This is a genomic window from Streptomyces sp. NPDC041205, assembly GCF_055591765.1.
The window spans coordinates 1-19,017 of sequence record NZ_JBVIZH010000001.1 but is presented as its reverse complement, the minus strand read 5'-3'; the positions used below and the strand labels follow the sequence as shown (position 1 = coordinate 19,017).

The window sequence follows — 19,017 nt, the reverse complement described above, 5'->3', positions numbered from 1 at the left end:
GGGCGCGGTCCGCCCGCGGGGTGCGAGACTTGCCCCATGCCAGTGCTCGACCCGAACCCCCAGAACGGCCAGAAGAAGCTGCTCCTCGTGCTCGGCGCGATGCTGGCCATCACCGTGATCATCGGAATCGTCGCGACGGTGGCCTCCCCCTGACGACCCCTCAGCAGGCGACGCGGAGCCTCCGCGTCGCCGGATGGTGGGGCTAGCACCACCATCCCCTAGGGGGCCAGTGTCAGGGTTAACTGGGTGGATCACCGGATGGGTTGAGGGCGCCGGACTCCGTACCTTCGAGATGTGGCCGCGACGACGCGGCACGGAGCGCTCGAAGACCATGGAGGCGGCATGTCGGCCCGTTCGCACACTCGACGCGACCCGGCGGACCAGGCGAAGCCGGCCGGCATCGAGATCCAGCTGCCCTGGTGGGCCATCGCCCTGCCCGCGATCGCCTTCGCGGCGCTGCTCCTGCTGATACTGAACCCGGCGGACGCCCACGCGGCGAGCAGCGAGCCCGCGGTCACGGACATCCTGGAGCGCCTGCGGGAGATGCTGAGCATCGCGGCGTGACGCCTTCCGCGATCCGCTACCGCTCTCCGTCTCTCTGCCTGTCTCCACCTGGTCCTCTCCCGAACCCTCTCCCCGAACCCTCTCCCGATCCGCCCTTGATCCCCTCCGGGCCCGCCTCGAAGATCGTGAGCGATTGCCCCCCGGGTGCCGGGAGCGGCCCCGGCACCGCCCCTGACCTCGTGGGTCACCTGGTGAAAGCCCTGTCACCCGTGCTGACGGAGCCCGTCAACTCCCTGCGCCCGACGGCGTGTTTCATGCGAAGCTGGGACGCATGAGCGTCGCAGAACCCCGCAGGATTGTCCTCTTCCGGCATGCGAAGGCCGACTGGCCCCAGGTGTCCGACCACGAGCGCCCGCTCGCCGACCGCGGCCGCAGGGACGCCCCCGTGGCAGGGCGCAGACTGGCCGAGAGCGGCATCGCCTTCGACCTCGCCCTCTGCTCGACCGCCGCCAGGACCCGCGAGACCTGGAAGCTCGCCGTCCAGGAGCTCTCGCAGCGGCCCCGGACGGTGTACGAGGATCGGGTGTACGAGGCGTCCCCCGGCGAGCTGATCGCCGTGCTCAACGAAACCCCGGACGACGTCCGGGATGTGATCCTGATCGGCCACAACCCCGGCGTCCACGGTCTCGCCGACGTCCTCAGCGGTGAGGCGGAGGGCGACGCCCAGGTGCGGATGAACCGCCGCGGCTTCCCGACGTCGGCGTTCGCCGTCCTGACGTACACCGGATCGTGGAAGGGGCTTGAGCCGGGGACGGCGACCCTGGTGGACTACTGGGCGCCGTCCGAGTAGCGGCACCCCTCCCCCCACTCCGACCTGTTCCGACCCACGAGAAGGGCCCGGCGTCGAGGGACGCCGGGCCCGTCGGCTCAGACGTGGAGGTGCGCGGCGCGCAGGAGCCCTGACGCGCTGGGTGCGCCGGTTCGCTCAGTCCTGGTCCAGATGCATGTCCGCGGCCTCGACCTCTTCGCGGGTGATGCCCAGGAGATACAGGACGGTGTCGAGGAAGGGGACGTTCACCGCGGTGTGGGCGGCCTCGCGGACCATCGGCTTGGCGTTGAAGGCGACGCCCAGACCGGCTGCGTTGAGCATGTCCAGGTCGTTGGCGCCGTCGCCGATCGCCACGGTCTGCTCCAGCGGGACGCCCGCCTCGGCGGCGAAGCGGCGCAGCAGTCGGGCCTTGCCCGCGCGGTCCACGATCTCGCCGGTCACCTTGCCGGTGAGCCTGCCGTCGACGATCTCCAGGGTGTTGGCGTGCGCGAAGTCCAGGCCGAGGCGCTCCTTCAGGTCGTCGGTGACCTGGGTGAAGCCGCCCGAGACGACGCCGACCTGATAGCCGAGGCGCTTGAGGGTGCGGATGAGCGTACGGGCGCCGGGGGTCAGGCGGACCTCGGTCCTGACCTTGTCCACGGCGGACACGTCCAGGTCCTTGAGCAGGGCGACCCGGGCGTGCAGCGACTCCTCGAAGTCCAGTTCGCCGCGCATGGCCGCAGTGGTCACGGCGGCGACCTCCTCCTCGCAGCCCGCGTGCGCGGCGAAGAGCTCGATCACCTCGTCCTGGATGAGGGTCGAGTCGACGTCCATCACGACCAGGCGCTGGGCGCGGCGGTGCAGACCCGCCGCCACGACCGCGATGTCCACGCCGAGGGCGTGCGCCTGTGTCGCGAGGGCGGTGCGCAGCGGCTCGGTCTCCGTGCCGGAGACGGCGAACTCCACCGCGGTGACCGGGTACTTGGCGAGGCGGAAGACGCGGTCGATGTTGCCGCCCGTACCCGTGATGCAGGCGGCGATCGCGGCCGTCGACTCCGCGGTGAGGGGGTGACCGAGCACCGTCACCAGGGAGCGGCCGAGGCCGCGCGGGCGGTTGTCGCCGTGGCCCGAGATGATCTCGGCCTGGAGCTTCACGGACTCCGCCCAGCTGTGGACGGTGGCCCGCAGGTCGCCCTCCATGCCGGGCGGCGGGGCGGTGACCAGGGCGCACAGCACTATCCGGCCACGGGTCACGACCTGCTCGATGTCGACGACGTCGACGGAGTACGCGGCGAGGGTGTCGAAGAGTCCGGCGGTGATGCCTGGGCGGTCCTTGCCGAAGATCTTGACCAGAAGGGTGGGGAGGTCGGCGGGGGCGCCGGGACCTGCTGCGGTGGGATCGCCGGAGGCCGGCGGGGGCGTCGAGGCACTCATGGTGATCCCCACGGTAGCTGGCCGGGACGGCCTGGTGACGGGGCTGTCCGGTCCTCGGACGGCGGCACCCCGGAGGCCGGGGGTCCCTTTACCTGGGGGGCTTGGGCGGGCTGTCGCTTGTTCATCTGTGGGCGGGGAGGGGCGGGGCGGAGGGTGGTGGGGGCTTTCGGGCCCGTCGCTTCACGGCGGAGTGGGCCTGCGGCGCCCTACGTCGGCTCCCGCCCTGCGGCATGCGATGTCGGCCCTCGCCTCGCGGCACGCGACGGCAGCGTTCGCCTGGCGGCACGCGATGCCAGCCCTCAACCCCGCAGCCCCGCACGCCAGCCCTCACCCCCCGGCCCTACCGCTTCCTCGGCCCCCCACCCGACGGCGGAGGCGGTGGAGGCGGGGGTGGAGGCGGAGGCGGAGGCCACTCCTTCTCGTCCCGGCGGCCGCGCCGCGGCCCCTCACCCCGTGGGGGCACCACCGGCCCCGCCACCGTGGGCGCCCCGCTCACCTGCGGAGGCACCCCGCCGGCCCGGGGCGGAGGCCCCCCGGCCCGCGGCGGACGTCCACCCGCCGACGGCGACCTTCGGCCCGCCGAGGGAGGCACCCCGCCCCCGGCAGGAGCCCCGCCACCACCAGCGCCAGGACCCGGCCTCGGCCCGGAACCTGCCCCCCGGTCCCAGCCCGGCCCCCGGTCCCGCAACTCCTCCGGCACCTGCAAATACGGATTGGTCTCAGCCCGAGGCGGCCGGTAGGGCGTGCTCTCCCGGTAGGGCCCCGCCCCGTGGGCCCCGGGCACCAGCTGCTGCTCCCGCCCGGCCCCGGGCGGGAGCCCCTCCGCCTCGCCGCCGGCGAGCGCGAGCGGCGCCGCACGGCCCCCGGCCGCCCCGGTCGCCCGGGCGAGGAGCGCCCCGGCGGCCCCTGCGGCCACACCCCACACGGCCCCGAGGAGCAGCGCCATGCCCAGCCTGCCGTGCAGTTCGAGCCCGGCGCCGAAGCCGTCGAAGCCGAGCACCGACACCGAGGCGTCGGCGGACACGCCCGTCAGCCAGGCCATCAGGGGCAGCGCGACCGCGGTGACGAGCCCGAGCCACAGGGCGCAGCGGGCGGCGAAGCCGACGGCGCCGACGTCCCGTGCCGAGGTGACGCCGGGACCCAGCGGGGTGCGTACGGCAGTGAGGACCCCGGCGAACAGCATCATGACGATCGCCGCGACCGCGAGCAGCCACACCCGGTTGTCCAGCTCGGCGAGCCGCGCCACGGTCAGGGGCTTGTCCGTGTCGCCGCGCAGCAGGTCGTCCACCGGGTCCGGCAGGAACCGCGCCAGGGGGCCCTTCGCCTCGCCGTCGTAGGGGACGAAGAGCCCCACGGGCAGGCCGAGGAACACACCGTTCGGCGTGCCGAGCAGCGCGCCGCCGGCGACCCGCTTCGGGTGGTCGTCGCCGATCATCGCGTACGCCGCCGCCGTGAGCCCGGCGACCACTGCCATCAGGATCACGCTGACCAGCGCGGACGCGGCGGGCCGCAGCAGCCGGTGGAGGGCGCCGAGGCCGGGCGGCAGGGGAGTGCGGCGGGAGGCGAGGAGGGCGATGAGCAGCACGGCGACGACCCAGAGCCCACCGCCGAGCAGCGTGGCCCCGGTGTCGACCGTGAAGCCCACCGCGGCCTTCGCCTCGACGAGATCGCCGAGCCGGTCGGGCAGCAGCCCGCCGATGTCCCCGATGCCGCCGATGTCCTTGAGGCCGTCGGGAATCCGGTCGGCGATACCGTCGGGAAGATTGTCCAGACCTTTGTCGAGCCCTTTGTCGATTCCCTTGTCGATACCGAGCTGTTTGCCGTCGATCGTGATGACATCGTGTCCCGCCCAGGCGAGACCGCCGAGCATGCCGAGAAAAAGCACGATCACCGCGCCCGCGCGGGCCACGAGTTCGGCGGGCGAGATCACAACTCCCGCGCCGCGCAGGGAACGTAAGAAGAAGTAGGAGAGCAGCACCGCGCCCACAAGGCTCACTCCCAGCGGGGTGACCTCGATGGCCGTGGTCGCCTCCGCCCCCTTGAGGCCGAAGGCCGACACGTCACCGGACGGGGTGACGGAACCGCCGACGCCCAGGGCGATCGCCGCGGCCGTCATCGGCCCGAGCGACCCCGCGGAGTCCGCGCCGAGCAGATGCAGGCCGAGCGCCGCCGTGCCCGCCATGCCGATCAGCGCCCAACTGACCGCGGCGAGCGCGGAGAGCAGGACATCACCCCAGGGCACACCCCGCCGTACGTCCTTGTGTCCGCCGGTCTCCATGGGACCCCCCGAGCTCGCAGCGCGTCGCCCTCCTGGTGACGGAAGCGCGCCGGGGAACCCGTGAGGCGCATGACGGGCATGGCACGGACGGCAGTGGGCGCCGGGGGACGGGCATCGAGCGCATACCCGTCATTCCAGGCATCACTGACATGAGTGGCATGCGCGATATGCACGCGATCCGCACTCGCTGAGAGCCCTTACTACTTTCCGGGGCGGTATCTGCCCCGTCAACGGGGCAGTCATAGTGGCTCGTACGCAGTCTTCACAAGGCCCGACTTTCGGTCAGAGGCCTCCGCCTGAAATAGTTCCTCCCGATGTTCGACATCCCTAGACTCCCCATGATGGGGGCAACTCGGGGGACAACTCAGTGGGGCATGGAGTGCCGGAACTCGTACTGGAATTGAATGGCAGGACCTGGACGCTCGATTCGTCCAGGCCGTACACCCTTGGACGCGATCCACAGGGTGACATCGCGCTGGATGACGCCAGGGTCTCCTGGCGGCACGCGACGATCAGCTGGGGCGGCCGCAGTTGGGTCATTGAGGACCACGGCTCCACCAATGGCACATTCGTGCAGGGGCAGCGGATCCATCAGATGGAGATCGGCCCCGGTTCGGCCGTCCATCTGGGCAACGCGACCGACGGCCCGCAGCTGATCCTCTCCGGTGGCGCCGCGGGCGCCGCCGCTGCCGTGTCCGCGCCGGGAGCGCAGCAGGCGCAGTACGCGCCACCGCAGCACGGCGCGGGTCAGCCGGGGCAGCAGGAGGCACCTGGCTGGGCCGCACAGCAGCAACCGCAGCACCAGGCGCCGCAGCAGTATCAGGCGCCTCACCAGCAGCAGATGCAGCAGCAGGCCTGGCCGCAGCAGGGTCAGGCACCGGCGCAGCAGCAGGCGCCGCACCAGGTGCCGCAGCAGCAGGGCCCGGGCGCGGGCATCGGATCCGGCGGTGCGGCGGGGGCCCCACCGGTCTACGGCGACCGCAGCCCGACGACGTACCACCAGTTCTCGCTTGGCCGAAAGATGACCATCGGTCGTGCCCTGGAGAACGAGCTGGTGGTCTCCGACCTCCAGGTGTCACGGCAGCACGCGGAGTTCACGTCGACGCCCGACGGCCGCTTCGAGCTGCGCGACCTCGGCTCGCACAACGGCACGTACGTCAACGGCATGCCGATCGCGAAGTCGTCCACGGTCCTCATCGGCCCGAACGACATCGTCGGCGTCGGCCACTCGACGTTCCGTGTCGTCGGCGACCGCCTCGAGGAGTTCGTCGACACCGGTGACGTCTCCTTCTCCGCGCGCCACCTGACCGTCACGGTCGACGGCGGCAAGCAGATCCTCAAGGACGTCTCCTTCGGCGTCCCGGAGAAGTCGCTGATCGCGGTCATCGGCCCCTCGGGCTCCGGCAAGTCGACCCTCCTCAAGGCGCTCACCGGCTACCGGCCCGCCAACGAGGGCGACGTCCTCTACGACAACCGGAACCTGTACAAGCAGTTCGCCGAGCTGCGCCAGCGCATCGGTCTGGTCCCGCAGGACGACATCCTGCACAAGGAGCTGACCGTCAAGAAGGCGCTGAAGTACGCGGCCAAGCTCCGCTTCCCCGCCGACACCAGCGAGCAGGAGCGCGCGCAGCGCATAGACGAGGTGCTGCGCGAGCTGAAGCTGGACATCCACAAGGAGAAGAAGGTCACTTCTCTCTCCGGTGGCCAGCGCAAGCGCGTGTCGGTGGCCCTGGAGCTGCTCACCAAGCCGTCGCTGATCTTCCTGGACGAGCCGACCTCCGGCCTCGACCCGGGCATGGACCGCGACGTGATGCAGCTCCTGCGCGGCCTCGCCGACGACGGCCGCACGGTCCTCGTCGTCACGCACTCGGTGGCCGAGCTGGCCATCTGCGACAAGCTCCTGGTGATGGCGCCGGGCGGCTCGGTGGCGTACTTCGGCCCGCCCGAGGAGGCCCTGAACTTCTTCGGCTACAGCACCTGGGCCGACGTCTTCTCCGCCTTCGAGAACTACCGCGACTACGACTGGGCGGGCCGCTGGAAGGGCTCGCAGCACTACCAGATGTACGCCGCGGACATCGACGCCGTCGCCGCGCAGTCCGTACACATGCCGCCGCCGCAGGCGATCGCGCCGCCCAAGCCGCAGGGCTGGGGCTCGCAGCTGCTCACCCTGATCCGCCGCTATGTGTCCGTGATCGCCTCCGACCGGGGCTTCCTGGCGCTGATGGTGATCCTGCCCGCGGTGCTCGGCGCGGTGAGCCTGCTCATCGACCCGGACAAGGGCCTGCTGCCGGTCGTGAACCCGAGAACCGGCAAGATCATCCCGAACGGCACGGCCACCACGGTCCTGCTGATCCTCGCGGTCGGCGCCTGCTTCGCGGGCGCCGCCAACTCGGTCCGTGAGCTGATCAAGGAACGGGTGATCTACGAACGGGAGCGCGCGACCGGCCTGTCCCGGTCCGCGTACCTGATGTCCAAGGTCATCGTCCTCGGCGCGATCACCGTGCTGCAGGGCGGGCTCGTCGGCGTGATCGGCTTCTCCACCCGTGAGATCCCGGAGAAGGGCCTGGTCCTGGGCAGCCAGGTGCTCCTTGAGCTCTCCCTGCCGATCATGGCTCTCGGCTTCACCTCGATGATGTTCGGCCTGATCATCTCCGCCCTGGTGAAGACCGCGGAGAAGACCATGCCGCTGCTGGTCATGTTCGCGATCATCCAGGTCGTGTTCACCGGGTGCCTGTTCATCCTGCACGGCACGGTCGGCGTCAACCAGTTCTCGTTCCTGATGCCGTCGCGCTGGGCGGTCGCGGCCGCCGGTACCACGCTGGACTTCAACAGGATCAGCCCCAACCCGGACGACCCGGGCGCCACCGACCCGCTGTGGGACCACGAGGCGGGCGCCTACATGATGGACATGGCCGCCCTGCTCGCCCTCGGCGCGTTCTGTGGCTTCCTCGTGGCCCGCTTCCTGCGCCGCCACGAGCCGGAGGTCATGCGCAAGTAGTCACCCGGCGCGAGCCGGACGCGAAGAAGGGCGGCACCCCGTGCGGGGTGCCGCCCTTCGGCGTCTGCGAGCCTCGGCTGAAGAGGTCCGGGGGTATGACTCAGTAGGCGCCGTTCACGTTGTCGATCGAGCCGTAGCGGTCGGCGGCGTAGTTGGCCGCGGCCGTGATGTTGGCGACCGGGTCGTAGATGTTCGTCGAGGTGCCGTCCACGTGGTACGCGTTGAACGTCGGCTGGATGACCTGGAGCAGGCCGATCGACGGGGTGCCGTTCTGGGCGTTGATGTCCCAGCCGTTCTTGGCGTTCGGGTTGCCCGTGGACTCCCGCATGATGTTGCGGTGCAGGCCCTCGTACGAGCCGGGGATGCCCTTGGACTTCATGATGTCCAGGGACTGGCGGATCCAGCCGTCGAGGTTGTTGGCGTAGACGGGCTTGCGGGCAGCGGAGCGGCTCGCGGCCTGCTTGACCTTGCGCTCGTCCTCGGCCTTCTTCTTCGCCGCGGCCTCGTCGGCCGCCTTCTTGTCGGCCGCGGCCTTCGCGGCGGCGTCCTTGGCCCGCTTGCTGGCGTTGGCCTGCTGCTTGCTGACGCTCGCGTGGGCGTCGGCCGGCGCGGCCCAGGCGGCCGAGCGGGCACCGAGGGCCTCGGTCTGCGCGGAACGGGCGTCGTCGGAGCTGCCCGGCACGATCGAGAAGGCGAGGGCGGCGGCACCGAGGGTGGCGACACCGGCGATCGAGAACTTCTGGTTCTTGGTCAGAGTGGAGCGACTATGACCAGAGGGGGCGTGCTGGGACATGGCAGGTGGACCTCTTCGTAAATCGGGAGGCCGCTCTGAACCGGTGGGGACAGGTTGCTTCCGGCAAAACGCCGCGGTGCGAGGACCGCGGCGCCGAGCGACGGGAGCAATTCTTAGCGGGCGCAAAATTCTGTGGCAAAGGAGTGACGTACGAAGCCGGATAGTGGATCAGGGGGTGCGCCGACGGCCCCAATGTCCGCACTTAGCCCTCCTTTACGGGGCCCGGACGTCCACTAGGGGGCTTCGTACGTGATGTGCGTCCTATGCGCGGGCTCACATCGAGCACGTAACAGTCTCACCATCAGTTGCGAGAGCAATGCGGTCAGTGAGCAAACTCCTCCGCAGGTATGACGCCCGCGCCACGGCCCTCATGCCACAGGCAGAGAGGACATACGGCCCGGGCCCCCTCCCCATTCCCCCCACCCCCCACTCCCTCCCTCTCCTTATAACTCCCGCGTGCCCGCCCGCCCGCGCGCGTGTAATAACGCCTCCGCCCGGATCCCGCAGCTCGGGGCCCACCGGCCGCTGGGCCTAGGGCCCAGGTCCTAGAGCCCGGCCGCCACAGGTCGGATACGCACCGTCACACCCCGCCGGTACGGTTGTCCCATGAGTCAAGGACCCCGATCCGGGCTGTACGCGGTCAGCTCGGCGTTGCTCGCGATGAGCAGCCAGCTGGAGGTGCGCGACGTCCTCAAGACGATCGTCGCCTCCGCCCGCGAGCTGCTCGACGCGGAGTACGCGGCGCTCGGGGTCCCCGACGACCACGGCGGCTTCGCCCAGTTCGTCGTCGACGGAGTCAGCGACGAGCAGTGGAAGGCCATCGGCCCGCTCCCGCGCCAGCACGGAATCCTCGCCGCGATGCTCTGCAAGGCCGAGCCGGAGCGCCTCGCGGACGTGCGCGAGGACCCCCGCTTCGAGGGCTGGCCGCCCGCCCACCCGGACATGTCCGACTTCCTCGGCCTGCCGATCCGGTACGGCGACGAGACCCTCGGCGCCCTGTTCCTGGCGAACAAGAAGTGCCCCAAGCCCACCGGCGGCTGCGGCTTCGACGCGGACGACGAGGAACTCCTGTCGATCCTCGCCCAGCACGCCGCCATCGCCCTGACGAACGCCAGGCTGTACGAGCGCAGCCGCGAGCTGACCATCGCCGAGGAGCGCTCCCGCCTCGCCCACGAGCTGCACGACGCCGTCAGCCAGAAGCTGTTCTCCCTGCGCCTGACCGCCCAGGCCGCGGCCGCCCTGGTGGACCGCGACCCGACGCGCGCGAAGGACGAGCTCCAGCAGGTGGCCGCGCTCGCCGCGGAGGCCGCCGACGAGCTGCGCGCCGCCGTCGTCGAGCTGCGCCCCGCCGCCCTCGACGAGGACGGCCTGGTGGCGACCCTGCGGACCCACACCCAGGTCCTCGACCGCGCCCACTCCGCCACCGTCACCTTCGAGAGCGGCGGCGTGCGCGCCCTGCCCGCCTCCCAGGAGGAGGCCATGCTCCGGGTCGCCCAGGAGGCCCTGCACAACGCCCTGCGGCACGCGGAGGCGGAGCACGTGGCCGTCGCCCTGGAGAAGCGCGGCCCCGGCGCGGTGCTGCGGGTCACGGACGACGGCAAGGGATTCGACCCGCGAGCCATCCGGCGCGCCGGGCGGCACTTGGGTCTGGTCTCCATGCGGGACCGGGCGGGCGGGGTCGGCGGACGGCTGACCGTGGAGTCGGAGCCCGGCAAGGGCACGACGATCGAGATGGAGGTCCCCGGTGGCTGACGCCGCGCTCAACTCGAAGACAGGGATCCGGGTGCTGCTGGTCGACGACCACCAGGTGGTCCGCCGCGGTCTGCGCACGTTCCTGGAGATCCAGGAGGACATCGAGGTCGTCGGTGAGGCCTCCGACGGCGCCGAGGGCGTCGCGGCGGCGCAGGAGCTGAAACCGGACGTCGTCCTGATGGACGTCAAGATGCCCGGCATGGACGGCGTCGAGGCGCTCCGCAAGCTGCGCGAGCTGGACAACCCCGCGCGCGTCCTGATCGTCACGAGCTTCACCGAGCAGCGCACGGTCGTCCCGGCCCTGCGCGCGGGCGCGGCGGGCTATGTGTACAAGGACGTGGACCCAGACGCCCTCGCCGGAGCCATCCGCTCCGTGCACGCGGGACATGTGCTGCTGCAGCCGGAGGTCGCGGGCGCGCTGCTGTCCCAGGAAGAGGCGAACAACTCGCAGGGGAGGGGCGGCTCCCTCACCGAGCGGGAGCGGGAGGTGCTCGGACTGATCGCGGACGGCCGTTCGAACCGCGAGATCGCACGCGCGCTCGTCCTGTCCGAGAAGACCGTCAAGACACATGTCTCGAACATCCTCATGAAGCTGGACCTCGCCGACCGCACCCAGGCCGCCCTCTGGGCCGTGCGCCACGGCGTCGCGGGCTGATCTCCGCAGGTCCTCGGGACGGACGCCGAGTCAGCACGGATCGTCGCGTTCCGGACTGAGATTCATACCGTCGTGTGGATGTCCCCCGTTCGGCGCATCCCGATCGGCGCCCCGGCGTTCTCCAGTGCGTGCTGCGGCGGCTGGCCGCAGCTTCCGCTCAGGAGGAACGTAGAAGTGAAGAACCTGAAGAAGGCCGCCGCTGTCACGATGGTGGCCGGTGGCCTGCTCGCGGCCGGTGCCGGCATGGCCTCCGCCCACGGTGGCGCCGACGCCAACGGCGAGGCCAAGAACTCCCCGGGCATCGTCTCCGGCAACCTGGTCCAGGCCCCGGTCCACATCCCGGTGAACGCCTGCGGCAACAGCGTCTCCGTCGTCGGCATCCTGAACCCGACGTTCGGCAACGTCTGCGAGAACGTCTGATCGCACCCACGCGATCCGGCGACCGCCGTCAGGTGATCGCCGCCGCGGCCGACCGGCCCCGCACGCACCCCGCACGCAGGGCCGGTCGCGTTCTCGCCGTCCCGGCGCCCTTCGCGTCCCCGGGATCCCAGATCTCCACCGGATCCCCGGCACCCCCGCTGCCACGACGCACACCCTCCGACCCCACAGCCGGGGTCACCCTGCCACCAGAAGGAACACACCCATGAACATCGCCAAGAAGGCCGCCCTGGCCGTCGCCGTCGCCGGTATCGCCGCGGGCGCCTCCGCCGGAGCAGCCGTCGCCACCGACGCGCACGCGGACGGCAAGGCCACGAGCTCCCCGGGCATCGGCTCCGGCAACCTCGTCCAGGCCCCGGTCCACGTTCCGGTCAACGTCACCGGCAACAGCGTGAACGTCGTCGGCATCCTGAACCCGGCCTTCGCCAACGAGACGGTCAACAAGTGACACGCCGCCCCCTGGGCTAGCCGCCCCCGGGGCCGGGCGCACGCCACCCCACGGGCAGAGGGCCCCGCGGACCACCCGGTCCGCGGGGCCCTCCGCCACACCGGAGCCCAAGGCCAGGGCCTACCGCCCTTCGCCCCGCTCCCGCTCCTCCACATAGGCGTTGTACGCGGCCACCTGCGCCCGCCGCGCCACTCGCTCCACCGGCCGCAGCGCCTCGGCCCGCGCCCCCATCTGCGACGCGCTCACCGCGCCGCCGTGCCCGTTCTCGTACGCCACCGAAATCAGCAGCCCGACCCGCTGCGCCAGCTCCAACACCCGCACCGCACGCGGCGGATACCCCGGGGCCAGCGCCTCGCGCCCCCGCTCCGCCCGCGCCCGGTACGCGTCGATCGCGGCCTCGGCGACCGGCCCCGACGCCGCCACGTCAAGGCGCGCGAGCACCTCCGTGGCCTCCCGCAGCGCGTCCGCGAGCTCCCGCTCCGCCTCACCCAGCGACGGCACGTCCGCGGGCGGCGCCTCGCGCACCGGCAGACAGTGCCACACGACCTCCACATGGACGTCCGCGGCGCCGACGGCACCTTCCGGCCCCGCCTCGGACACCTCCGGCACCAAGCCGTACGGCGCGCCCGTCGCGATCACCGCCTCCTCGGCCTCCAGGGCACGCTCGTTGAAGGCGGGCGGCCCGCTCAGGCCGAGCGGATGTCCCGGCGCGGGCAGCGCCACCCGAAGCCCCGTCACACCGAGCGCGCGCAACCGGCCGAGCGCGAGCGTCCATCCGACCGGAGCCGACTCGCCGGGCAGGCCGTCGACCCGGTGCACCGCGTCGTCGCCCACGATCGCGTGCACCGCGTCATCGGGTGAAACAAGTCCGGCCAAAAGGGCGTTCCCCCATGCGGCCAAGCGTCCTGAGCGTGGTTCCGAGAGCATGCACACAGCCTAAGGACCGGCCTCGGCACGGGAACGGTCGGCCGGTGGCGTAGGTTTTATCCGGGGGCCGCGTCCACAGACGCGGGCACACGCGAGCGACACCGAGACTGCAATGGGAGACAACGCGCTCATGAGCGATGTACTGGAGCTTAAGGACGCATCTGTGGTCCGAGAGGGCCGGGCTCTGGTGGACCAGGTCTCCTGGTCGGTCAAGGAGGGGGAGCGCTGGGTCATCCTCGGCCCGAACGGCGCCGGCAAGACCACCCTCCTCAATGTCGCGTCCAGCTACCTCTTCCCGAGCAAGGGCACCGCCACCATCCTCGGCGAGCAGCTCGGCAAGGTCGACGTCTTCGAGCTGCGCCCGCGCATCGGCATGGCCGGCATCGCCATGGCCGACAAGCTCCCCAAGAGCCAGACCGTCCTGCAGACGGTCCTCACGGCGGCGTACGGCATGACGGCCGGCTGGCACGAGGACTACGAGGAGATCGACGAGCAGCGCGCCCGCGCCTTCCTCGACCGCCTCGGCATGAGCGACTACCTGGACCGCCGCTTCGGCACCCTCTCCGAGGGCGAGCGCAAGCGCACCCTGATCGCCCGCGCCCTGATGACCGACCCCGAGCTGCTGCTCCTCGACGAGCCCGCCGCGGGCCTCGACCTCGGCGGCCGCGAGGACCTCGTCCGCCGCCTCGGCCGCCTCGCCCGCGACCCCATCGCCCCCTCGATGATCATGGTCACGCACCACGTCGAGGAGATCGCCCCGGGCTTCACGCACGTCCTGATGATCCGCCAGGGCAAGGTCATGGCCGCGGGGCCGCTGGAGCTCGAGCTCACCTCGCGCAACCTCTCCCTCTGCTTCGGCCTGCCGCTGGTCGTCGAGCAGCGCGGCGACCGCTGGTCCGCCCAGGGCCTGCCGCTCAGCTGATCGCACATGCCCTGTCGGTAGGGGGACCCGCGGTCCTACCATGAACGTGTGGACATGGACGCATGGGTGTGGTGGCTGATCGGCGCGGTCGCCCTCGGAATCCCGCTGGTAATGACCGCGATGCCGGAGTTCGGCATGCTCGCCGTCGGCGCGGTCGCCGCCGCCGTGACCGCGGGCCTCGGCGGTGGCGTGGCGATGCAGGCGGTGGTCTTCGCCGTCGTGTCGGTCGCGCTCATCGCGGTGGTACGCCCGATCGCCGCCAGGCACCGGTCCCAGCGACCCGAACTCGTCAGCGGGGTCGAGGCGTTGAAGGGCAGATCGGCCGTCGTCATGGAGCGCGTCGACGCCTCCGGCGGGCGCATCAAGCTGGCGGGGGAGATCTGGTCGGCGCGGCCGCTCGACAACGACCAGAGCTTCGAGGCGGGCCAGGAGGTGGACGTGGTCGAGATCGACGGAGCGACGGCCGTGGTCATCTGACCACCGGTCAGCTGCGCGCGGTCGGAACGCCGGGCTCCGGGGCTCAACTGCCCTTGAGGTGGCGGCTCGTGACGGCAGGTGATCCGAACGACCCACGGGCCGCGCGCCGTTCTGACAGACTCGACCGGCGAGATCCCAAGATCTTCCGGGACACCGCAGCAATCCGCGAACACCGAAGCAAGAAGGGTACGGGGAACCACGATGGAACCAATCATCATCGTCCTGATCATTCTGGTGGTGCTGGTCTTCATCGCCCTGATCAAGACGATCCAGGTCATCCCGCAGGCCAGCGCCGCCATCGTGGAGCGCTTCGGCCGCTACACACGCACCCTGAACGCGGGCCTGAACATCGTCGTCCCGTTCATCGACTCCATCCGCAACCGCATCGACCTGCGTGAACAGGTCGTCCCCTTCCCGCCCCAGCCGGTGATCACCCAGGACAACCTGGTCGTGAACATCGACACGGTCATCTACTACCAGGTCACCGACGCCCGCGCCGCGACGTACGAGGTCGCCAGCTACATCCAGGCGATCGAGCAGCTCACCGTCACCACTCTGCGCAACATCATCGGTGGCATGGACCTGGAGCGGACCCTGACCTCCCGCGAGGAGATCAACGCGGCCCTGCGCGGCGTTCTCGACGAGGCCACGGGCAAGTGGGGCATCCGCGTCAACCGCGTCGAGCTGAAGGCGATCGAGCCGCCCACCTCCATCCAGGACTCGATGGAGAAGCAGATGCGCGCCGACCGTGACAAGCGCGCCGCGATCCTCCAGGCCGAGGGTGTCCGGCAGTCCGAGATCCTGCGCGCCGAGGGCGAGAAGCAGTCCGCGATCCTGCGCGCCGAAGGTGAGGCACGGGCCGCCGCCCTGCGCGCCGAGGGCGAGGCCCAGGCGATCCGCACGGTCTTCGAGTCCATCCACGCGGGCGACCCGGACCAGAAGCTCCTCTCCTACCAGTACCTCCAGATGCTCCCGAAGATCGCCGAGGGCGATGCCAACAAGCTCTGGATCGTGCCCAGCGAGATCGGCGACGCCCTCAAGGGCCTCGGCGGCGCGCTCGGCAACTTCGGCCCGCTCTCGGGCGGCGGCTCCGGCGGGGGAGCCGGGAAGAGCCCCGGTGGCGTGGAGCGCCGCGAACAGCCGCCGATCGACTGACAGCGACTGCGTATACGCGTACGACTGTGGGGCCACCCTCCCCCGGGGGAGGGTGGCCCCACAGTCGTACGTACGGGACACGTCAGCGGCGCACGCTCACGCGGCAGGCTGCGCCAGCCAGTCCGGCAGGGCCTCGTACCCGTCCCGCCCGAGGGCGAGCAGCATCGCGTCCGCCGGGGTCGGCTCGAAGGGCTGCCGGAGCAGCGGCATCCCGGCCTGCTCCGGGGTGCGGTCCGCCTTGCGGTGGTTGTCCACCGCGCACGACGCCACCGTGTTCATCCAGGAGTCCGCACCGCCCTGGGAACGCGGCACCACGTGGTCCACGGTCGTCGCGCGTCTGCCGCAGTACGCGCACCGGTGCTGGTCCCGCACCAGGACTCCGCGCCGCGACCAGGGAGCCCGTCTTCGGAAGGGCACCCGTACATACCTGCACAACCTGATCACCCGCGGCACCGGAAGCTCGACGGCGGCGGCACGCACGCGCAGCGCGGGGTGGGCCTGCTCGACAACGGCCTTGTCCTGCAGCACCAGCACGACGGCGCGGTTCAGCGTCACCGTCGACAGCGGTTCGAAGCTCGCGTTCAGCACCAGCGTGTCCCGCATCTCGCCCACCTCCCGTGTGCACCGGCCCACCCCCTGGCGGGCTTGGATCAACTCTGGCCGGGCACGCCGGGTAGGACAACGCAATAAAAGATGCCCGCCCCTGATCACTTCCAAGACCAGAGGCGGGCAAACGTTCAGTGAACGCTGAGCTGATGCGAGCGCGGACGGTTCACGCTGGGCAACGATTAACCATCGGCGACCGTCGGTGACTAACTGTCGGCGACCGCCGCGTACTCCGCGACGACAGAAGCGCGGGCCAGCGTGTGGAACCGCAGGTTGAAGCCGACGACCGCGGGGGACGCGTCCGAGTCCGGGCCGAGCTTCTCCTGGTCGACCGCGTACACGGTGAACACATAGCGGTGCGCCGGGTCACCGGGCGGCGGGGCGGCGCCACCGAAGTCCTTCGTCCCGTAGTCGTTGCGCACCTGCACCGCGCTCTGCGGGAGGCCCTCGAACTTGCCGCTGCCCGCGCCGACGGGCAGCTCCGTCACCGAGGCCGGGATGTCGAACACCGACCAGTGCCAGAACCCGCTCCCCGTCGGGGCGTCCGGGTCGAAGCAGGTGACGGCGAAGCTCTTCGTCTCCGGCGGGAAGCCCTCCCACCGCAGGTGCGGCGAGGTGTTCCCGGCGGCATACACCTGGTCGTCCTTGAGCACCGCGCCCGGCTCGAAGTCCGCGCTCACGACCGTGAACGACGGCACGGGCGGGTGGAAGTCATGGGGCAGCGGCGGCCTCTTGACCTCGGTCACGTAGGCACCTCCTGATCGGTTCCGGTTCGGCTCCAGTACGGCGATCACTCGCCTTCGACGAGCCTAGAACCAGTTGCGCTTGCTGCCGACGTGGGACAGCCACTCGTTGAGGTACGCCGCCCAGTCCGTGCCCTGGAAGTCGTGCAGGCCGACCTTGAACGACTTGTACGAGTCGCTGCCCTCGCTGAACAGGCCCGGCTTCTTGTCCATCTCCAGGACGACGTCCATCTCGCGGTCGTCCGAGACGAAGGTCAGCTCGACCTGGTTCAGGCCGTGGTACTTCTCCGGCGGGAAGAACTCGATCTCCTGGTAGAACGGCAGCTTCTGCCGGGTGCCGCGGATGTGGCCGCGCTCCATGTCGGCGCTCTTGAAGCGGAAGCCGAGCTGGCCGAAGGCGTCGAGGATCGCCTGCTGCGCCGGCAGCGGGTGCACGTTCACCGGGTCCAGGTCACCGGAGTCGACGGCGCGGGCGATCTCCAGCTCCGTGGTCACACCGATGTTCATGCCGTGCAGCTGGCGCCCCGCGAAGTGGGTGATGGGCGTCTCCCAGGGGATGTCGAGCCCGAACGGCACCGCGTGCACCGCGTTCGCCTTCAGCTCGAAGGCACCGCCCAGCCGCTGCTTGGTGAACTCGATGTCCTGCTTGACCTCCTGGTCGTTGCCCTCGACCTCGACGCGCGCCTGAAGGCCCACCGACAGCGCCTCGATCTGCTGGTCGACGTTCCCGCCCTGGATGCGCACCTCGCCCTGGACGACACCGCCCGGCACGACGTTGGCCTCGGTCAGCACCGTCTCGACGGAGGCCCCACCGGCACCCAGACTCGCCAGCAGCTTCTTGAACCCCATGACTCTCCTCCCCAGGCCCCGCCTGTGGTGTTGACTGGATCGATTGATCGCCGACCTTCTGATCGTCGACCTCCGACTACGTACCAACGCAAACGGCCCGCGCGCGGTTCCGCGCCGATGGCTCGCGCCACACCCTTCCTGCGCGACGGCTCCAGAGCCACCCTCCACGCCAAACCCGTACACGTTCGGTGCACTACGCTCCTACGGCATGATCGCGGCCCCCGACCGTACGCCCCTGCCCCGAGACTTCTTCGACCGCCCCGTCCTGGAGGTGGCGCCCGACCTGCTCGGCCGGGTCCTGGTGCGCGACACCCCGGACGGCCCGATCGAGCTGCGCCTCACGGAGGTGGAGGCCTACGCGGGCGAGGCGGACCCCGGCTCCCACGCCTATCGCGGCCGCACGGCCCGCAACGGCGTGATGTTCGGCCCGCCCGGGCATGCGTATGTCTACTTCACCTACGGCATGTGGCACTGCCTCAACCTGGTGTGCGGTCCGGAGGGGATGGCGAGCGGAGTCCTGCTGAGGGCCGGCGAGATCACCGAGGGCGCGGAACTTGCTCGTGTACGTCGACTCTCGGCCCGAAACGACAAGGAACTGGCCAAAGGCCCCGCCCGCCTGGCCACCGCCCTCGACGTGGACCGCCGCCTCGACGGCACCGACGTCTGCGCGGGCCCCGGCGCGCCCCTCGGCGTCCTCACCGGTACCCCTATAGACCCCGACCAGGTCAGGAACGGCCCGCGCACGGGAGTCGGCGGCGAGGGGAGCGTGCACCCCTGGCGCTTCTGGACGGCCAACGACCCTACGGTGAGCCCATATCGGGCGCATACACCTCGACACCCCAGAACTTGACGTGGCGTTGGTGGTTCCGTAACGTAGCCCGAGCCGCTTGACCCGGGTACGGCATTCAGCCTGCAGCCGGAAGCGGCCAACCACTACCTACGACTTCCCTTCAGCGGGGTCCTGTTTCGCATGTCCGCATGCCGAAATTCGAATCCGCGAAGCTCGATTATGAGTTACCAGGGAAATCCGCTAACGTAGTGAACACGCCGAAAGGCAAGGCCCTCCAACGGCCACCGGAAATGAAATCCGAACCGGGAACGGAACGGAAAGCGGATCTGGTAAGGTTGGAAACACGAAATACCGAAGGGAAGCGCCCGGAGGAAAGCCCCAGAGAATGTTCTGCGGGTGAGTACAAAGGAAGCGTCCGTTCCTTGAGAACTCAACAGCGT

Annotated in this window: 19 protein-coding genes and 1 pseudogene; 13 read left to right on the top strand and 7 right to left on the bottom strand. The window is 70.6% G+C overall.

Annotated features, from left to right (window positions below):
- Positions 1-36: 36 nt before the first annotated feature.
- From ACZ6BG_RS00100 to ACZ6BG_RS00090, 3 genes are all read left to right on the top strand, one after another.
- A complete protein-coding gene (locus ACZ6BG_RS00100; RefSeq protein ID WP_087883525.1) occupies positions 37-153 on the top strand; it encodes an SGM_5486 family transporter-associated protein in 117 nt (38 codons plus the stop codon).
- A gap of 189 nt (positions 154-342) precedes the next feature.
- Positions 343-564: a hypothetical protein gene (locus tag ACZ6BG_RS00095; protein ID WP_468994521.1), complete on the top strand. Its 222-nt coding sequence runs from the start codon at positions 343-345 to the stop codon at positions 562-564.
- Between the two features lie 271 nt (positions 565-835).
- On the top strand, positions 836-1,354 hold the full coding sequence (locus tag ACZ6BG_RS00090; protein WP_468994519.1) for a SixA phosphatase family protein: 519 nt from the start codon (positions 836-838) through the stop codon (positions 1,352-1,354).
- A gap of 135 nt (positions 1,355-1,489) precedes the next feature.
- Here ACZ6BG_RS00090 and serB read toward each other — a convergent pair whose 3' ends face one another.
- Positions 1,490-2,746, bottom strand: a complete 1,257-nt coding sequence (serB, locus tag ACZ6BG_RS00085; protein WP_468994516.1) for a phosphoserine phosphatase SerB — start codon at positions 2,744-2,746, stop codon at positions 1,490-1,492.
- A gap of 340 nt (positions 2,747-3,086) precedes the next feature.
- Entirely contained in the window at positions 3,087-5,024 is a 1,938-nt protein-coding gene (locus ACZ6BG_RS00080) for a streptophobe family protein (protein ID WP_468994514.1), read from the bottom strand.
- 379 nt (positions 5,025-5,403) lie between these two features.
- Here ACZ6BG_RS00080 and ACZ6BG_RS00075 point away from each other — a divergent pair, with 379 nt between their 5' ends.
- Complete coding sequence (locus ACZ6BG_RS00075; RefSeq protein WP_468994512.1) at positions 5,404-8,022, top strand: ABC transporter ATP-binding protein/permease; 2,619 nt, start codon at positions 5,404-5,406, stop codon at positions 8,020-8,022.
- A gap of 100 nt (positions 8,023-8,122) precedes the next feature.
- Here the strand turns inward: ACZ6BG_RS00075 and ACZ6BG_RS00070 are convergent, their stop codons facing one another.
- Positions 8,123-8,815, bottom strand: coding sequence for a transglycosylase SLT domain-containing protein (locus ACZ6BG_RS00070; protein WP_468994507.1), 693 nt, complete (start codon positions 8,813-8,815; stop codon positions 8,123-8,125).
- 606 nt (positions 8,816-9,421) lie between these two features.
- On the opposite strand from ACZ6BG_RS00070, the gene ACZ6BG_RS00065 reads away from it, so the two are divergent.
- The 4 genes from ACZ6BG_RS00065 to ACZ6BG_RS00050 all read left to right on the top strand — a co-directional run bounded on the left by ACZ6BG_RS00065 (position 9,422) and on the right by ACZ6BG_RS00050 (position 12,108).
- Entirely contained in the window at positions 9,422-10,567 is a 1,146-nt protein-coding gene (locus tag ACZ6BG_RS00065) for a GAF domain-containing sensor histidine kinase (RefSeq protein ID WP_468460317.1), read from the top strand.
- A complete protein-coding gene (locus ACZ6BG_RS00060; protein ID WP_468994498.1) occupies positions 10,560-11,222 on the top strand; it encodes a response regulator in 663 nt (220 codons plus the stop codon). The genes ACZ6BG_RS00065 and ACZ6BG_RS00060 overlap by 8 nt, the downstream gene beginning before the upstream one ends.
- Before the next feature lie 174 nt (positions 11,223-11,396).
- Positions 11,397-11,642: a chaplin gene (locus ACZ6BG_RS00055; protein ID WP_468997782.1), complete on the top strand. Its 246-nt coding sequence runs from the start codon at positions 11,397-11,399 to the stop codon at positions 11,640-11,642.
- A 223-nt stretch (positions 11,643-11,865) separates the two neighbouring features.
- Positions 11,866-12,108 carry a chaplin gene (locus tag ACZ6BG_RS00050; protein ID WP_468484064.1) on the top strand — a complete coding sequence of 81 codons (243 nt, stop codon included), beginning with the start codon at positions 11,866-11,868 and terminating at the stop codon, positions 12,106-12,108.
- Positions 12,109-12,228: 120 nt separating this feature from the next.
- Here the strand turns inward: ACZ6BG_RS00050 and ACZ6BG_RS00045 are convergent, their stop codons facing one another.
- Positions 12,229-13,035 (bottom strand): hypothetical protein, encoded by an 807-nt coding sequence (locus ACZ6BG_RS00045; RefSeq protein WP_468994488.1) that lies wholly within the window; start codon positions 13,033-13,035, stop codon positions 12,229-12,231.
- A gap of 112 nt (positions 13,036-13,147) precedes the next feature.
- On the opposite strand from ACZ6BG_RS00045, the pseudogene ACZ6BG_RS00040 reads away from it, so the two are divergent.
- From ACZ6BG_RS00040 to ACZ6BG_RS00030, 3 genes and pseudogenes are all read left to right on the top strand, one after another.
- Positions 13,148-13,690: pseudogene (locus tag ACZ6BG_RS00040) on the top strand (ABC transporter ATP-binding protein); the annotation flags it as partial.
- 315 nt (positions 13,691-14,005) lie between these two features.
- Entirely contained in the window at positions 14,006-14,434 is a 429-nt protein-coding gene (locus ACZ6BG_RS00035; RefSeq protein WP_468994482.1) for an NfeD family protein, read from the top strand.
- 201 nt (positions 14,435-14,635) lie between these two features.
- Entirely contained in the window at positions 14,636-15,589 is a 954-nt protein-coding gene (locus ACZ6BG_RS00030; RefSeq protein WP_468994479.1) for an SPFH domain-containing protein, read from the top strand.
- Between the two features lie 96 nt (positions 15,590-15,685).
- On the opposite strand, the gene ACZ6BG_RS00025 is transcribed toward ACZ6BG_RS00030, so the two are convergent.
- The 3 genes from ACZ6BG_RS00025 to ACZ6BG_RS00015 all read right to left on the bottom strand — a co-directional run bounded on the left by ACZ6BG_RS00025 (position 15,686) and on the right by ACZ6BG_RS00015 (position 17,787).
- Complete coding sequence (locus ACZ6BG_RS00025) at positions 15,686-16,192, bottom strand: HNH endonuclease (protein WP_289952677.1); 507 nt, start codon at positions 16,190-16,192, stop codon at positions 15,686-15,688.
- A gap of 209 nt (positions 16,193-16,401) precedes the next feature.
- Positions 16,402-16,941: a YbhB/YbcL family Raf kinase inhibitor-like protein gene (locus ACZ6BG_RS00020; protein WP_468994471.1), complete on the bottom strand. Its 540-nt coding sequence runs from the start codon at positions 16,939-16,941 to the stop codon at positions 16,402-16,404.
- 63 nt (positions 16,942-17,004) lie between these two features.
- Entirely contained in the window at positions 17,005-17,787 is a 783-nt protein-coding gene (locus ACZ6BG_RS00015; protein WP_468994466.1) for a sporulation protein, read from the bottom strand.
- 208 nt (positions 17,788-17,995) lie between these two features.
- On the opposite strand from ACZ6BG_RS00015, the gene ACZ6BG_RS00010 reads away from it, so the two are divergent.
- Together ACZ6BG_RS00010 and ACZ6BG_RS00005 are read left to right on the top strand one after the other, a co-directional pair.
- Positions 17,996-18,637, top strand: a complete 642-nt coding sequence (locus ACZ6BG_RS00010) for a DNA-3-methyladenine glycosylase (protein ID WP_468994462.1) — start codon at positions 17,996-17,998, stop codon at positions 18,635-18,637.
- A gap of 128 nt (positions 18,638-18,765) precedes the next feature.
- The coding region (locus ACZ6BG_RS00005) for a hypothetical protein (RefSeq protein WP_468994457.1) at positions 18,766-19,017 on the top strand (252 nt) is incomplete at its 3' end.

Excerpts from the sequence above, each read along its gene's own strand:
- ACZ6BG_RS00100 (WP_087883525.1), top strand. The coding sequence starts at position 37 with ATGCCAGTGCTCGACCCGAACCCCCAGAACGGCCAGAAGAAGCTGCTC.
- ACZ6BG_RS00095 (WP_468994521.1), top strand. The coding sequence starts at position 343 with ATGTCGGCCCGTTCGCACACTCGACGCGACCCGGCGGACCAGGCGAAG.
- ACZ6BG_RS00090 (WP_468994519.1), top strand. The coding sequence starts at position 836 with ATGAGCGTCGCAGAACCCCGCAGGATTGTCCTCTTCCGGCATGCGAAG.
- serB (WP_468994516.1), bottom strand. The coding sequence starts at position 2,746 with ATGAGTGCCTCGACGCCCCCGCCGGCCTCCGGCGATCCCACCGCAGCA.
- ACZ6BG_RS00080 (WP_468994514.1), bottom strand. The coding sequence starts at position 5,024 with ATGGAGACCGGCGGACACAAGGACGTACGGCGGGGTGTGCCCTGGGGT.
- ACZ6BG_RS00070 (WP_468994507.1), bottom strand. The coding sequence starts at position 8,815 with ATGTCCCAGCACGCCCCCTCTGGTCATAGTCGCTCCACTCTGACCAAG.
- ACZ6BG_RS00065 (WP_468460317.1), top strand. The coding sequence starts at position 9,422 with ATGAGTCAAGGACCCCGATCCGGGCTGTACGCGGTCAGCTCGGCGTTG.
- ACZ6BG_RS00050 (WP_468484064.1), top strand. The coding sequence starts at position 11,866 with ATGAACATCGCCAAGAAGGCCGCCCTGGCCGTCGCCGTCGCCGGTATC.
- ACZ6BG_RS00045 (WP_468994488.1), bottom strand. The coding sequence starts at position 13,035 with ATGCTCTCGGAACCACGCTCAGGACGCTTGGCCGCATGGGGGAACGCC.
- ACZ6BG_RS00030 (WP_468994479.1), top strand. The coding sequence starts at position 14,636 with ATGGAACCAATCATCATCGTCCTGATCATTCTGGTGGTGCTGGTCTTC.
- ACZ6BG_RS00025 (WP_289952677.1), bottom strand. The coding sequence starts at position 16,192 with ATGCGGGACACGCTGGTGCTGAACGCGAGCTTCGAACCGCTGTCGACG.
- ACZ6BG_RS00015 (WP_468994466.1), bottom strand. The coding sequence starts at position 17,787 with ATGGGGTTCAAGAAGCTGCTGGCGAGTCTGGGTGCCGGTGGGGCCTCC.
- ACZ6BG_RS00010 (WP_468994462.1), top strand. The coding sequence starts at position 17,996 with ATGATCGCGGCCCCCGACCGTACGCCCCTGCCCCGAGACTTCTTCGAC.